The sequence below is a fragment of the Rhizobium fabae genome (genome assembly GCF_003985135.1).
GTDB classification, from domain to species: Bacteria; Pseudomonadota; Alphaproteobacteria; order Rhizobiales; family Rhizobiaceae; genus Rhizobium; species Rhizobium pisi.
In genome coordinates this window covers 365,558-379,018 of record NZ_ML133651.1, presented here as the reverse complement: position 1 = coordinate 379,018, position 13,461 = coordinate 365,558, and the positions used below count along the sequence as shown (strand labels likewise).

Below are 13,461 nucleotides of genomic sequence, written 5' to 3'. Positions count from 1 at the left end.
GCCAAGCTGCGCGTCGACATGCGCACCGAGATCAAGCGGCTGCACCAGCGCATGGGCACGACGATCGTCTACGTCACCCACGACCAGATCGAGGCGATGACGCTGGCGACCAAGATCGCCGTGCTGAAGGATGGCGTGCTGCAGCAGTTCGGCACGCCGGCCGAGATCTACAACAATCCCGCCAATATCTTCGTCGCCGACTTCATGGGATCGCCGGCGATGAACCTGCTCAACGCCACCGTCGAGAACGGCGGGGGTGGGCTGGAGGTCTCGCTCGAACGGCCGCACGGCGGACCGCTGAGACTGCCCGTCATATCAGCCGGCAACGGCCTGTCCTCCTATGCCGGCAAACAGGTGATCTTCGGCATCCGCCCCGAAGCGCTGACCGATCCCGATGGCGCCGACCGCAAGGCGCGCTCGCTGACCGAAGGCGACTGCCTGATCGAGGTCGTCGAACCGGCCGGCTCCGACACCTTCGCCGTCACCAAACTCGGCGGCAAGTCCGTCATCGCCCGCCTGCGCGCCGATGCCGGCATCGCCCCAGGACAAAACACACGCCTCGCCTTCAATCTCGACAAGGCCGTCTTCTTCGATCCCCAAACCCAGGCACGAATAACGTGAGGGCCATCAGAGCGCCGCGCGTCCTAAAAAACGCGCGAACACTTTGAGCCCGCGCATAATCCTTTCCGAAAATCGATTTCCGGGGTTCTGCGCTAGGCGGCCGTCACGGTAAGCGTCACCGGCGCGAAACGCGAGGAGACCGCTTCGGCGGTAATCTCGCCGATCAGCCCCGTCGCCTCCAGCCAGAAGCCAGCGGTGCCGCCCTGCAGCGGCACATTGGTCGGGCCGACGATTTTTGCCGGGCCGTGCACCTTCAGCGAAATGACGTCGTTCATGAAAGGCAGGCGCTGGCCGCATTGGTCGAGGGCGCGGATGATGACGCGCGTGCTGTCGCGTTCGCGGGCCTTCAGCGTCTGGCTGTCGGCAACGATTTCCAGTCTCGTCGGCAAGGGATCGGCCGCCAGCGTCAGGCTGGCCACCGGATTGCCGCCGATATAGCCGGTGAAGGTGCCGTCGATCCATTCGAGACCCCAGGTGCCGAGTTCATCCTGCGTGAAATGCCGATGATCGAGCACGATGGGCGGGTGCGGCAGATGCGGATAGTTCTCGCGGTCGGGGCCGACGCGCTTGCTGAGCGCGCCATATTGCAGCTCCACCTCGTCGCAATTGGTCAGGATGATCAGCGGCAGCACGCCGCCGATATTGCGCTCGCCGCGCGCCCAGAAGGTGACCGGCTTCATGACGATCTCATCGGAAGGATCGCACTGGCTGATATAGGCATAGGCCGCGAATTTCGGCTCGCGGAACATATCCATGACGCCGTGATAGCAGATGCGGTCGCCGGAGCCGAAATCCTTGTGGGTGTTGTAATCGAACATGCACCAGCCGATCGCGCCCGAAATGTCAGGGTCGCCATAGGCAGCATTCAGCACATCAAGGTGACGGCGCACATGCTCGGCCTGGCGCTGTTCCTGATCGTAGATCTTCGTTGGGTGCATATGGCCGTTGAACTCGGTGATGAGGTACGGCACCTTTTGAGACAAGCCGGTATTTTCCTGCTGACCGCGGAGCGCGGTGCGCGGGCGATTGGCGCCCGGCAGTTCCTCGTTGCCGAGGATGAAGTCGTTCATCGTGTAGACGTCTTCGAGCAGCTCGCTCTCGGTGAGATAACGCACGCCGCCGGTCTGGCGGGTGCTGTCGAGTTCGCGGGCGAGCCGGTTGGTCTCGACGTAAAAGTCGTGACTATCCTGCGACTCGTTGATGCGGACGCCCCAGATGATGATCGAGGGATGGTTCCAGTCGCGCTCGATCATGCGGCGGACATTTTCGATCGACTCCTTCTGCCAGTCGGCATCGCCGATATGCTGCCAGCCGGGGATTTCCTCGAAGACGAGAAGGCCGATCGCGTCGCAGCGGTCGAGGAACCATTTCGACTGCGGGTAGTGCGAGGTGCGGACGATGTTGCACTTCAGCACCGTCTTCATGATATCGGCGTCGCGCTCCTGGGCGGAACGGCCGGCGGCATAACCGACATAGGGGAAGGCCTGGTGGCGATTGAGGCCGCGCAGCTTCAGCGGTCTGCCGTTGAGCAGGAAGCCTTCGGGCGTGAATTCGGCGGTGCGGAAGCCGAACTGGGTCGAGAGGCGGTCGGAGCCATGCTCGGTCCTGAGTTCGACGGTGACCTCATAGAGTGTCGGATTGCTGATATCCCAGAGCGTGATGCCGATGAGGCCGCCGAAGGAAAGCCGGGTGCGTTCGCCGATCGTTTCCGTTGCGGCGGTGGCGATAATAGTGCCGTCGGCCTGCTTCAGCGTGGCGGTGACGGTCGCCGAGAAGCTGCGACCCTCGGGGTTGGCGATATCGACACGGACGGTCGCCGATTTCTCCGGGCCAAGAACGTCTGTGGTTTCGATCTTGAGATTGCGGATCGAGACCGGGTCAGTGACCTTCAACCAGACGTCGCGGTAGATGCCGGCATAAGTGAGATAATCGATGCGGCCGCCGAAGGGCGGAATCGCGGGATTTTCACTGCCGTCGATCTTGACGGTCACGAGGTTTTCGCCTCTCACCAGCTTGCCGGTGAGCCGGGCCTCGAAGGGCGTGTAACCATCCTTATGCGCGATGATTTCCTCGCCGTTCAGATAGACGACGCTGTCGGCCATGGCCGCGTCGAAGACGAGCGAAATCTCGCGGCCCTCGAATTCCGGCAGCCAGCGCAGCACTTTCTGATAGGTGAAGGCGCGCTGGTAGCTGGTTTCGTCGAAATAATTGAAGGGCAGTTCGACGGCGGTGTGCGGCAGGCTGACCGACTTGGCGGCGTCAAAGCTTTCGAGCAGACGCTGGCCGAAGCCTTCGTGGAAACTCCAACCTTCGTTGAAGGAAAGGACGGAACGCATTTCAGGCTCTCCCGGTTGCTGCATCAAGAACGGTGCGGCGCCTCTCGGCGCGTGAAAACTGAGTCATGATTTTTCTCCTTGATGCAATGGATATGCGAGCTGTCAGGCGGTCGAGCCCCAGCGGGGGGTGCAGGTGAGCGTGATGCTGTGCGGCCCTTCGATCTCGGCGTCGTGGCGTTCGATCAATTCAACGACCGCATCGATGAAGGCGGTGTGGTCGAGGCTCAGGGTGGTGAGGTCATTGCAATCCCAGGCGGCCATGGCGATGCCGTCCTGGCCGACGATGGCGATATCGCCGGGCGTGCTCTTGCCGAGCACGCGGCGCGCCGCATCGCGTGCGCCGATCGCCATGACGTCGTTGCCGCAGATGATGGCGTCGACCTTGTCGCGATGCAGCAGGAGCACGGCTTCCTTGAAGCCGGAATCGTAGGAATAATCGCCGAAGGCCTGCGCTTCGAAGGAGAGCCCACGTTTGGCGAGCGCCTCGGCGAACCATCGACGCCTCAGCTTGTCGATCCAACTGGAGTTGGTGCCCGAGAGGTAGGCGAAGCGCTTCTTGCCGTCGCGGACGATCTTTTCGATGATCTCGTCGGCAGCCTCGGAGCCGTCGATGCGGATGCTGGAAACGTTTTCGTTTTCGAGCGGCTCGAAGGAGACGATGATCGGCTTCGTCGTGTGGAAGATGTCGACGGCATCCTGCATCGATACCATGTCGGAGAAGACGACGACGTGATCAACCTGATAGGTGGAGGCAAGCCGCATCAGCTGCAGCCGGTCGGAATGGTCGGCGCAGCAGAGGATGATCGGGAGCAGCTGCCGCGCCTGCAAGCGGTGGACGAGAAGCTGCTGCTCCTCGGCCTCGCAGGGGTTGCCGATCGCATTGACGACGAGGGCGACGAGCCGGGAGCGCTGGTTGTTCAGCGAACGGGCGATCGCATTCGGCTGGTAGCCATATTCACGGGCGACGGCGAGGATACGGTCGCGCGTCGCGCGGCCGATGCGCGAATCCGGCGAGAAGGCGCGGGAAATGGTGGCGGAGGAGACGCCGGCGAGTTTGGCCAGTTCCTTCGAAGTGATCCGCCGTTTGTTCATTCCGCTCATTTTCAGCGCCTGCTAGGCGACGATCCTGACGGAGGCGCCGCCGGCCGCTGCCGATTCCTTGATTGCATCCCATAGCCTAGCGAATCTGAGGCCCATTTCAACGGAGCCGGAGTTTTCCATCTTTCCCGCGCGAATGGCGAGGAAATTTTTCATGGGATTGCCGAGAATCTCGGCTTCCTCGCGCGGCTCGGCGTTGCGGCCGACGCTGATCTCGCGCCAGCCGCCCCAGGCGTCGATGCGCACGATCGCCTTCGAATAGAAGAAGGTAATGTAGGAGGCGCAGCCGGGAGGGCCTTCGCCGGCGGCCGTCAGCGTCGCCAGCGCGCCGTTCTTCAATCGGGCGGAGACTGCGGTCGATATATCGACCTTTTTGCCGTGATTGGCCATATAGGCCGAAACGCTGTCGAAATCGGAATTGGCGAGCAGGCAGACGGTGTTCATCATATGGGCGCCGGTATCGAACATGAAACCGCCGCCTGATATTTCAGGCTGCTGCTTCCAATGACCGTCGTAGTTGGACGACCAGCTTTCCCAGATCATGCCCGATATGGCGATTAGCTCGCCGAATTCGCCGGCAAGTGCGCGCCTGCGCGTATCGAGCACCAGCGGCGACAGGCCGCCCTGGAAGGCGGTGACGATGGTGACACCGCTCTTCTTCTGCGCGGCGATCAGCCGCTCGGCCTCAGTGACCGTCGTCACCATCGGTTTTTCCAGGAAGAGATCGAGACCTGCCTCGGCGACGGCGGTCGCCTGCTCGGCATGGAAGGCATGCGGGGTGGAGATATAGACGATATCGAGTTCGCCCCTCATTTCGGCGAGCATCCGGCGATAGTCCTCGAAGCTCGTCGGTTCCGGCGCGCCGGCGGCGAGGCAGACGTCAATCAGGCGCTGGCGCGAGGCCGCCGTGGTGTCCGCCAGCGCTGCGAATTCGATCTCCGGCATCGTGGCCCAGCTCGCGGCATATTCCGCTGCCTTCAAGCCCGCGCCGATGACGCCGAGGCGCAATTTCTCAGGCATGAAATTCCTCCCTGAACGAAGTGTGCACACGATTACACAAACGGCATAAAGAAGACAAGTGCTAGATTAATAAGTAATATCAATGCATTAAATTTCAGCTTCGAATCTTTTCAAAATCCGTCTTGCCAGCATTTGGAATGCGTGTACATTTTGGCGGCCGGTGCTGGAGGGCGCCGTATCTCTAAAAAGGGAGGACTTCCATTGAAGAAGACGGTTCTTGGTGGCCTGTGCGCCATTCTGCTGAGCGCGGTTTCGACGCTGGCGCAGGCTGAAACAATCCGAATTGCAAATCACGGTCAGGCGGGCATCGATGCTATGAAGTCGACCGTCGAGCGGATCGAAAAGAAGTATGGCGTGACCGTCGAGGTCATCGAATATCCGGCGCCCGACAAGGATTGCCTGACCAAGCTTCTGACGGAGCTCGGCGCCGGCAACGCACCCGATCTGTTCTCCATTCCGACGACGGCCGCCGTTGCTGACATGGTGGAAGCCGGCTACCTCGCGCCTGTTACCAAGGAGTTCAAGGCCTGGGACGGCTACGCCAATCTTTATGACGTTGCCAAGGAACTTGCCGTCAGCCCCGACGGCGAAACCTATGTGATGCCGTTCATGCTTGGCATCCAGGAAATCTACTATCGCAAGGACGTTCTCGAAAAGGCCGGCATCTCGACCGAACAGCCGAAGACCTGGCGGGAACTTCTCGACCGCGCCGCAGAGATCAAGCAGAAGACCGGCGCCTATGGCCTGCTCTTCCCGGCTGGCGTCTCCTGGGGAAGCGGCGCCTTCGACGAAGGCTTCCAGCACCTGCTTGTCGGTTCCAAGACGCCGCAGCTTGCCGATGCCGACGGCAAGCTCGATCTCAATGGCGAGGGCATCAAGGACGTCTTCGATGTCTACAAGGAATTGATCGACAAGGATCTGATGCCGACGCAGCCGTTGCTCGGGCCCGAGCCCTGGGTCGTGCCGAAGTACCAGATGTTCCCGGCCGGCAAGCTCGCCGCGACCACCTGTGGCTCCTGGTGCTACATTTTCGACTGGGGCCGTGAAAGCAAGAACCCGATCCCTGAGGTAACGAAGGTGGTCGGCACCTGGACGGTTCCAGGCCAGAACAGCGGCCAGTACGTGCTTGCCAACCTCGCCGCACCGTGGGCGGTCAATTCCAAGTCGGCCAATACGGAGCTCGCGATCAAGGCGCTGATGGAGATCGGCTCGATCGAAACGCAGGTTTCCTATGCCGCACGCATCGGCAACATTCCGGCCAGCAAGGATGCGGCAAAGAATGCCGACTTCCAGAAGCTGACGGAGCTGGTTCCGATCCATGCTGCGGCTGAAAACGGCGTGTTCCTGAAGCAGGCCTCCGGCTTCGGCACGGTCTCCGAAGGTGTCGCGCGGGCCACAGAAGCGCTGCTGCGTAAGGAAACCGATGCCTCCGGCGCCCAGAAGATCCTTGTCGACTATGTCAAGGAAACGCTCGGCGACGACAAGGTCAAGTGAGCATTCGCTTTCTTCCCTAGACCAGAACGGGGGACGCGGCATCAACGCCCGCGTCTTCCCGCTTTCATCTGATGAGCCGCTTCATTCGGCAAGGTTGTGAGCTTCCATGGCCCGAAACTCTCATGAAAAGCGCGCCGAGCGGCAATGGCTCCTGATCCTGCTGCCTTCGCTGGTGCTGCTTCTGGCCTTCGTCATCTATCCGGCCATCTATTCCATCTATCTGAGCTTCACCAACGAGGCGCTGACCGGGGCGGCCGCACTTCGACCCCGCTTCGTCGGCTTCAGGAACTATATCAGGCTCTTCAACGACGCGAAGTTCTGGAACGCGCTGTTCGTCACCTTCGTCTTCGTCATCGGTTCGGCTGTCATCGGCCAGTTCGTGCTCGGCCTCGTCTCTGCCCTCGCGCTACGCCGGCCGATCCGCTTCCGGCGGGTGTTCTCGTCGATCATCCTGTTGCCGAACGCCGCCCCTGAGGTCGTTGCCGGTTTCATGTGGATCTCGATGCTGGCAGGCGGCGACAATGCCACGCTCAGCCGCATCGTTAGTTTTTTCGGCGTCACGCCGGCCGACTGGCTGCAGGTCTTCCCGTTGTCGATGATCATCGTCGTCAATACCTGGCGCGGCATCGCGACTGCAATGATCCTGCTGACGGCAGGCCTCAGCACCATTCCGGCCGAGATCTACGAGGCGGCGCGCATGGACGGCGCGACACCCTCGCAGATGTTCCGCCGCATCACCCTGCCGCTGATGATGCCGACGATCCTGCTCTACATGCTGATCTCGGCCGTCTCCACCATCGCCGTCTTCGGCCTCGTCTACGCGCTGACGCGCGGCGGACCGGGCGGGGCAACGGAGGTCGTCAGCATCTATATCTACAACCAGTCCTTCACGGCGTTCCAGCTCGGATATGGCGCTGCAGTCGCTGTCGTCGCGCTCGTCATCTCGCTGATATTGGGCATTGCCTATGTCCGGGCGATGAAGGTGGAGGTCTGAGATGACAGTCGTTTCCCCAAGCGAGACCGCAAACAAGGTGCGCTCCGACCTCATCGCCTATGCGACGCTGTCGCTGATCTCGATCTTCTGTGCCGTGCCTTTCTTCTGGGTACTGCTCGCCTCGTTCGACGGCAATGCGCAGCTTTTTCTGCATTGGCCGGAGGAATGGACCTTCGCCAACTATGTCAGGGTCTTCACCAAGGAGGACGGTGCGAAGTGGCTGTTCAACTCGCTCTTCGTGGTCGGCGGCGCCACGCTGCTCGTCATGGTGCTTGCGGGGCTCGGCGGTTATGCGCTGTCGCGCACGCGGGCCTGGTGGAAGCTGCCCTTCCTCTACGCGATCCTGCTCATCCGCGTGCTGCCGCCGACGGCGCTCGTGGTGCCGCTCTATAAATTCCTGCTGACGCTGAACAATGCCGAAGCGGCGGTTCTGAGGCCGATCTTCGGCAGCTATACCCGCGACATCATGCGCTGGACCGGCTTCATCGACGGCTATCTCGGCCTGATCCTGGTGCTTGCGACGATGCAATTGCCCCTGGCGCTCTGGATCATGAAGACCTTCTTCGATGGGCTGCCGAGGGATTACGAAGAGGCAGCGCTGATGGACGGGGCGACGCTCATCCAGCGCATCCGCCGGGTGCTGATTCCGCTGGCGCTGCCGGGGCTCGCCGCCGCTGGGCTGTTCGCCTTCATGTCGGCCTGGGGCGATTTCCTCTTGCCGCTGATCTTCCTGTCCTCGCCGGAGCTGCAGACGCTGCCGCTCGGTCTCTTCCGCGCCTTCCTGCGCATCAACGAGATCGATTACGGCCTGCTGACCGCGCTGGCCTTCATTTACCTGCTGCCCGCCGTCGTCGCCTTCGGCTTTGCGCGGCGCTTCCTCGTCCAGACATTCTCGGGCGGCGTGAAGGGCTGAGCCTAAGAAAGAGAAACAGATGATCAATCTCCGAAACGTTCGCAAATTCTACGGGGCGCTCGAGGTCATCAAGGGTGTCGACATTACGGTTGAGGATGGCGAATTCGCCGTTTTCGTCGGCCCGTCCGGCTGCGGCAAGTCCACGCTGCTGCGCATGATCGCCGGCCTTGAAGGCATCGATGAGGGTGACCTCATCCTCAACGGCAAGCGCATCAACGATGTGCCGCCGGACAAGCGCGGCATCGCCATGGTGTTCCAGTCCTATGCGCTCTATCCGCATATGAGCGTTGCCGAAAATATCGGCTTCTCGCTCAGCCTGAAGAAGGTGCCGGAGGCGGAGACCCGCCGGCAGGTGGAAGGCGTTGCCGAGATTTTGCAGCTCACCGACTACCTCGACCGCCGCCCGGCCGCCCTTTCGGGCGGCCAGCGCCAGCGCGTGGCGATCGGCCGCGCCATCATCAAGAAACCGGCGCTGATCCTGTTCGACGAGCCGCTGTCGAACCTCGATTCAGCGCTGCGCGTGCAGATGCGCGCCGAGTTGCAGCGCCTGCACCGTGAGCTGAAGGCGACCGTCGTCTACGTCACCCACGACCAGGTGGAGGCGATGACGATGGCCGACCGCATCGTCGTGTTGAACAAGGGCGTTGTGGCACAGGAGGGCGCGCCGATGTCGCTCTACCATCAGCCGGACAATGAATTCGTCGCCACCTTCATCGGCTCGCCGAAGATGAACGTCATACCGGTTACCGCGACGCGGGCCTCGGCGGGCACACTGCATCTTACCAGCCCGATCGGGCTTTCGCTCGATCTTGCCGATGCCAGCGGCGCGGTGCCGCAGGGCGAGGCCAAGCTCGGCATCCGGCCGGAGCATCTGAAGATCGCGCCGGAAGGGCAGGGCAATTTCACCGCGGAGGTGGTCATCGTTGAGCGCCTTGGCGTCGAGACCTACATGACCGTCGGCTCGCCGCAGCAGCCGATCGTCGTGCGCGCCGAGGGCGATATCGCCGTACGGCCGGGCGACCGCGTGCCGCTGACGGCCGATCCCGCCGCCTGCCATCTGCTCGATTCCGCCGGCCGGGTGATCCGTCCGGCAACCGCCTGACACCCCCAACATCGCCCAAACATCGAGGAATGCCATGACAATCAAGGTCACCATCTGGAACGAGGGACGCCACGAGCAGCTCCACAGGGAAGTCCAGGAGATCTATCCGGACCGTATCGACGGAGCGATCGCCGCCGGCATTGCCCATCCGGATTTCGAAATCCGGCGCGGCACGCTGGATGATCCCGACGAAGGCCTGCCGGACAGCGTGCTCGATGATACCGACGTGCTGCTCTGGTGGGGACATATGGCGCATGAGGAGGTCAGCGACGGGCTGATCGACCGTGTGCAGCAGCGCGTGCTGAAGGGCATGGGACTGCTGGTGCTGCATTCCGGCCACCATTCAAAGCTCTTCCGCCGGCTGATGGGCACCAATGCCAACCTTTCCTGGCGCGAGAGCCCGGATGGCGATTTGGAGCGCGTCTGGGTGGTCAATCCCTCTCATCCGATCGCCGAAGGCCTGCCGCCCTATTTCGAGGTCAATGCCTCGGAAATGTACGGCGAGCCCTTCGATATCCCGCAGCCGGACGAGCTGGTCTTCGTCTCCTGGTATTCCGGTGGCGAGGTCTTCCGCAGCGGCTGCACCTTCCAGCGCGGGCGCGGGCGCATCTTCTTCTTCAGCCCCGGCCATGAGACCTATCCGATCTATCACGACAAGACAGTGCACAAGGTGATCTCGAACGGCATCCGCTGGGCACAGCAGAAACATACCGACGGCCGCATCCTGGAGAACTGGCATCGTGCCCAGCCGCTGCACGGCAGGCCGGAGGTGGTGAAGGTCTGATCTATGGATACTGCGCGCCGGTCGTCTTGATATAAATCGAATAGACCGAACGCGTCGCGGTGATGAAGAGCCGGTTCTTCTTGGGGCCGCCGAAGGTGAGATTGGACACCGTCTGCGACATCCTTATCTTGCCGAGCAGCTCTCCCCCCGGCGAAAAGCAATGCACGCCGTCGCTGGAGCTCGTCCAGAGGTTGCCTTGCACATCGAAACGGAAGCCGTCGGGGTGGCCGACGTCGAGGCTGCAGAAATAACGGCTATTCGTGAGCCTCCGGCCGTCAATGACGTCGAAGACGCGGATGTGGCAGGGCACTTCGTGTTTGGCCGAGCCGGAATCGGCAATGTAGAGCTTCGTCTCATCGGGCGAGAAGGCAAGGCCGTTCGGCTGGATGAAATCCTCGACCACTGCGTCGATCGCGCCGCTTGCGGGGTCGATGCGGTAGACGTTGCGCGTCGGCTGCTCGGGCTCGGCCTTGTGGCCCTCGTAATCAGACAGGATGCCGTAGGTCGGGTCGGTGAACCAGACCCCGCCGTCCGAATGCACGACGACGTCGTTCGGCGAGTTCAGCCGCTTGCCTTTGTAGCTATCGGCCAGAACGGTGATGGTGCCGTCCGTCTCAGTGCGGGTGACGCGGCGGCCGCCATGTTCGCAGGAAACCAGCCGGCCCTGCCGGTCACGGGTATTGCCGTTGACGTAATTGGAGGGCGAGCGGAAGACCGAGACCGTCCCATCCGGCGTCCAGCGCATGATGCGTTCATTCGGGATATCGCTCCAGAGCAGGCAGTTCAGGTCGGAAAACCAGACCGGGCCTTCCGTCCAGCGGCAGCCGGAATAAAGCTCCTCGAGCGCTGCGCTGCCGATGACCATTGCACCGAAGCGTTCGTCGCGAATGTCATAAAGCGGATTGTCGGCCACGCCAGCTTCCTCCCTGAATGCTACCGCTCTTTTCCTAGCGGCAAATCCTGGGAGGTGCCAGAGCCCGGCAACGGAAATACCGGGCTCCGGTTTCTCAGAGGGCGGCGACCGGATGCGGCGAGCCGTCATAGGCGCCCCAGATCGACTGGTCAAAGCAGATGACCGAGCCGGTCATCAGGCCAGATTCGGCCGATGACAGGTAGGCGCAGGCGCGCGCCACCTCATGCGGATCGACGAGGCGGCCGAAGGGTTGGCTTGCCGCCGCCTTCTCCAGCCAGTCGGCGGGTGCATCGTGATATTCGCGCTGGATGCGATCCTCGCCTTCGGACGCCATCCAGCCGATATTGAGGCCATTGACGCGTATGCGGTTGCGCAACAGCGCGTAGGCGGTGTTCTTCGTCAGCGTTTCCAATGCGCCCTTGGAGGTGCAATAGGCGGCGATGAAGGGCTGGCCTGCTTTGGCTGACATCGAGCCGATATTAACGATCGTCCCCTCGATCTTTTCGCGGCGCATGACCTTCACCGCTTCCTGCATCAGGAAAAACGGCGCACGCACATTGACGGCGAACATGGCGTCGAAGAGTTCCGGGCTTGTGTCGAGGATCGTGCCGCGATCGGTGATGGCGGCGGCATTGACCAGTGCGTCGACGCGGCCGAAGGCCGCGTCGCAGGCGCGCACGACATTCTGCGCGTCTTCGACCTTGCCGAGATCGGCCTTGACGTAAATGACCTTGCTACCGGTCGCGGTCGAAATCTCCGCGGCCTTCGCCTTGCCCTTGGCTTCGTTGCGGCCGCAGATGACGATGCCCTCCGCACCGCGTTCGGCGAAGAGGCGGGCAATGGTGGCTCCCAACCCTTGCGTGCCGCCTGTGACAATGGCGATCTTGCCGTCAAGGCGGCCGTGGTCCGTGCTCATGTGGTTCCTCCTTGGTGACGATGTGCAAATGGCCTCCCGCGGATGCGGGAGGCTTTTAGGTTGGCGCGATGAGAGTTAGCTCAGCTTCTTCTGCGCCTGCTTCGCAAGCGCTGCCGTAAAGGCTTCATCGCTCCAGCCCTCCCGCAACGCCTCATGCATCAGCTGCGCCTGCGTCTTCGGCGCTAGCCCGCCGAGCGGCGGGTCGCGATCGAGATTGGTCGGGAAGGAGTATCCCTCGGCGCAGGCGGCGACGGCGTTGGCGATTTCATCGGGCGAGAGGCTGTCCTGCAGCGCCTTCAAGGCAGGAAAGAGCTTGGCGCTCATCCGTTCGCGGTTGACGGTTTCCATAGCCCGGCCGAAGGCGGAGGAGACCTGCAGGAGGTTGGCGACACGCTTGATGTCGGCCGAGCGGTTGGTGCCGGCGGCATGGAAGAGCGCGGGATTGAAGAAGACGACGTCGCCTTTTTCGAGCGGAAGCTGGATATGGTTGGCCTCGAAATAATCCCTGAACTCCTGCCGCCTCAGCGCGAGATAACCTGGCACATAGGTCTGGCTGTGCGGCAGGAAGAGCGTCGGCCCGCTTTCGAGAGGCATGTCGCAATGAGCGACCGCGCCCTGCAGCGTCAGGACCGGCGAAAGCCGGTGCACATGCGCCGGAAACTGCTCGATCACCTCAGAAGATTGGAAGCCGAGATGGTAATCGCGATGGGCCGACTGCGCCGCCCCACCCGCATTGACGCGGTTCACCTGCGCCGTCATCTGGTAGCTCGGGCCGAGCCAGGCTTCGCTTGCCAGCGCCACGATGGCGTTGCCGTAATATTCGGCGAAATTTGCAGGATCGGCGAGGCAGTGTTTCTCCAGCGAGTTCCAGATGCGGTCGTTGGCGCCAGGCTTGGCGAAGTGATCGCCGCCACCGGTCGAGGTGCGGCGCTGTTCCTCGATGATTGCATCGAAGATGGCGCTCGCGCGGTCAATGATGCTGGTATCCTCGAAAGCGCGCTTGAACACGACGACACCGGGGCCTTCGCCGAAGGCCTCGCAAATCTCGGCGAGCACGGCTCGCCTGCCTTCCGGCGTTGCGGCTGCGGCCATCACCTTGCGGCTGTCATAGATCAGCACGTTTTGTTCGACCGCCGACGCCGAGGGGTAATCGGCAAGCTCGGTCGTCTTTTCCGCAAGGCTGCGGAAATCGTCGAGATCGCAGGCCTCTTCGCTTAGCCAGACGCGGTCGGCGCGCAGTTTCTGCCGGTTGTCGGTTTTCATAGCGGGC

At 62.2% G+C, this 13,461-nt stretch carries 12 protein-coding genes; 6 read left to right on the top strand and 6 right to left on the bottom strand.

Annotation, left to right across the window (positions count from 1 at the left end):
- Window positions 1-621: ABC transporter ATP-binding protein (locus tag EFB14_RS17315; RefSeq protein ID WP_425375427.1), on the top strand; the 621-nt coding region annotated here is incomplete at its 5' end.
- Window positions 622-713: 92 nt separating this feature from the next.
- Here the strand turns inward: EFB14_RS17315 and EFB14_RS17310 are convergent.
- The 3 genes from EFB14_RS17310 to EFB14_RS17300 form a co-directional block, all read right to left on the bottom strand.
- Window positions 714-2,957, bottom strand: coding sequence for a glycoside hydrolase family 2 protein (locus EFB14_RS17310; protein WP_126827402.1), 2,244 nt, complete (start codon window positions 2,955-2,957; stop codon window positions 714-716).
- A gap of 102 nt (window positions 2,958-3,059) precedes the next feature.
- Window positions 3,060-4,058 (bottom strand): LacI family DNA-binding transcriptional regulator, encoded by a 999-nt coding sequence (locus tag EFB14_RS17305; protein WP_126827400.1) that lies wholly within the window; start codon window positions 4,056-4,058, stop codon window positions 3,060-3,062.
- Window positions 4,059-4,070: 12 nt separating this feature from the next.
- Complete coding sequence (locus EFB14_RS17300) at window positions 4,071-5,075, bottom strand: Gfo/Idh/MocA family protein (RefSeq protein WP_126827398.1); 1,005 nt, start codon at window positions 5,073-5,075, stop codon at window positions 4,071-4,073.
- 201 nt (window positions 5,076-5,276) lie between these two features.
- Between EFB14_RS17300 and EFB14_RS17295 the strand changes: the two genes are divergently transcribed.
- From EFB14_RS17295 to EFB14_RS17275, 5 genes are all read left to right on the top strand, one after another.
- On the top strand, window positions 5,277-6,569 hold the full coding sequence (locus tag EFB14_RS17295) for an ABC transporter substrate-binding protein (RefSeq protein ID WP_126827396.1): 1,293 nt from the start codon (window positions 5,277-5,279) through the stop codon (window positions 6,567-6,569).
- Window positions 6,570-6,675: 106 nt separating this feature from the next.
- The gene (locus tag EFB14_RS17290; protein WP_126827394.1) at window positions 6,676-7,563 is read left to right on the top strand and encodes a carbohydrate ABC transporter permease; all 888 of its coding nucleotides are present in this window, start codon (window positions 6,676-6,678) and stop codon (window positions 7,561-7,563) included.
- Between the two features lies 1 nt (window position 7,564).
- Window positions 7,565-8,476 (top strand): carbohydrate ABC transporter permease, encoded by a 912-nt coding sequence (locus EFB14_RS17285; protein WP_126827392.1) that lies wholly within the window; start codon window positions 7,565-7,567, stop codon window positions 8,474-8,476.
- Window positions 8,477-8,495: 19 nt separating this feature from the next.
- Window positions 8,496-9,578, top strand: a complete 1,083-nt coding sequence (locus tag EFB14_RS17280; protein ID WP_126827390.1) for an ABC transporter ATP-binding protein — start codon at window positions 8,496-8,498, stop codon at window positions 9,576-9,578.
- A 34-nt stretch (window positions 9,579-9,612) separates the two neighbouring features.
- A complete protein-coding gene (locus EFB14_RS17275; protein WP_126827387.1) occupies window positions 9,613-10,362 on the top strand; it encodes a ThuA domain-containing protein in 750 nt (249 codons plus the stop codon).
- A gap of 1 nt (window position 10,363) precedes the next feature.
- On the opposite strand, the gene EFB14_RS17270 is transcribed toward EFB14_RS17275, so the two are convergent.
- The 3 genes from EFB14_RS17270 to EFB14_RS17260 all read right to left on the bottom strand — a co-directional run bounded on the left by EFB14_RS17270 (window position 10,364) and on the right by EFB14_RS17260 (window position 13,454).
- The gene (locus tag EFB14_RS17270) at window positions 10,364-11,275 is read right to left on the bottom strand and encodes an SMP-30/gluconolactonase/LRE family protein (protein ID WP_126827385.1); all 912 of its coding nucleotides are present in this window, start codon (window positions 11,273-11,275) and stop codon (window positions 10,364-10,366) included.
- A gap of 94 nt (window positions 11,276-11,369) precedes the next feature.
- Window positions 11,370-12,191, bottom strand: a complete 822-nt coding sequence (locus EFB14_RS17265; protein ID WP_126827383.1) for an SDR family oxidoreductase — start codon at window positions 12,189-12,191, stop codon at window positions 11,370-11,372.
- A 75-nt stretch (window positions 12,192-12,266) separates the two neighbouring features.
- Complete coding sequence (locus EFB14_RS17260; protein WP_126827381.1) at window positions 12,267-13,454, bottom strand: phytanoyl-CoA dioxygenase family protein; 1,188 nt, start codon at window positions 13,452-13,454, stop codon at window positions 12,267-12,269.
- Between the last annotated feature and the right edge of the window lie 7 nt (window positions 13,455-13,461).

Excerpts from the sequence above, each read along its gene's own strand:
- EFB14_RS17310 (WP_126827402.1), bottom strand. The coding sequence starts at position 2,957 with ATGCGTTCCGTCCTTTCCTTCAACGAAGGTTGGAGTTTCCACGAAGGC.
- EFB14_RS17305 (WP_126827400.1), bottom strand. The coding sequence starts at position 4,058 with ATGAGCGGAATGAACAAACGGCGGATCACTTCGAAGGAACTGGCCAAA.
- EFB14_RS17300 (WP_126827398.1), bottom strand. The coding sequence starts at position 5,075 with ATGCCTGAGAAATTGCGCCTCGGCGTCATCGGCGCGGGCTTGAAGGCA.
- EFB14_RS17290 (WP_126827394.1), top strand. The coding sequence starts at position 6,676 with ATGGCCCGAAACTCTCATGAAAAGCGCGCCGAGCGGCAATGGCTCCTG.
- EFB14_RS17285 (WP_126827392.1), top strand. The coding sequence starts at position 7,565 with ATGACAGTCGTTTCCCCAAGCGAGACCGCAAACAAGGTGCGCTCCGAC.
- EFB14_RS17280 (WP_126827390.1), top strand. The coding sequence starts at position 8,496 with ATGATCAATCTCCGAAACGTTCGCAAATTCTACGGGGCGCTCGAGGTC.
- EFB14_RS17275 (WP_126827387.1), top strand. The coding sequence starts at position 9,613 with ATGACAATCAAGGTCACCATCTGGAACGAGGGACGCCACGAGCAGCTC.
- EFB14_RS17265 (WP_126827383.1), bottom strand. The coding sequence starts at position 12,191 with ATGAGCACGGACCACGGCCGCCTTGACGGCAAGATCGCCATTGTCACA.
- EFB14_RS17260 (WP_126827381.1), bottom strand. The coding sequence starts at position 13,454 with ATGAAAACCGACAACCGGCAGAAACTGCGCGCCGACCGCGTCTGGCTA.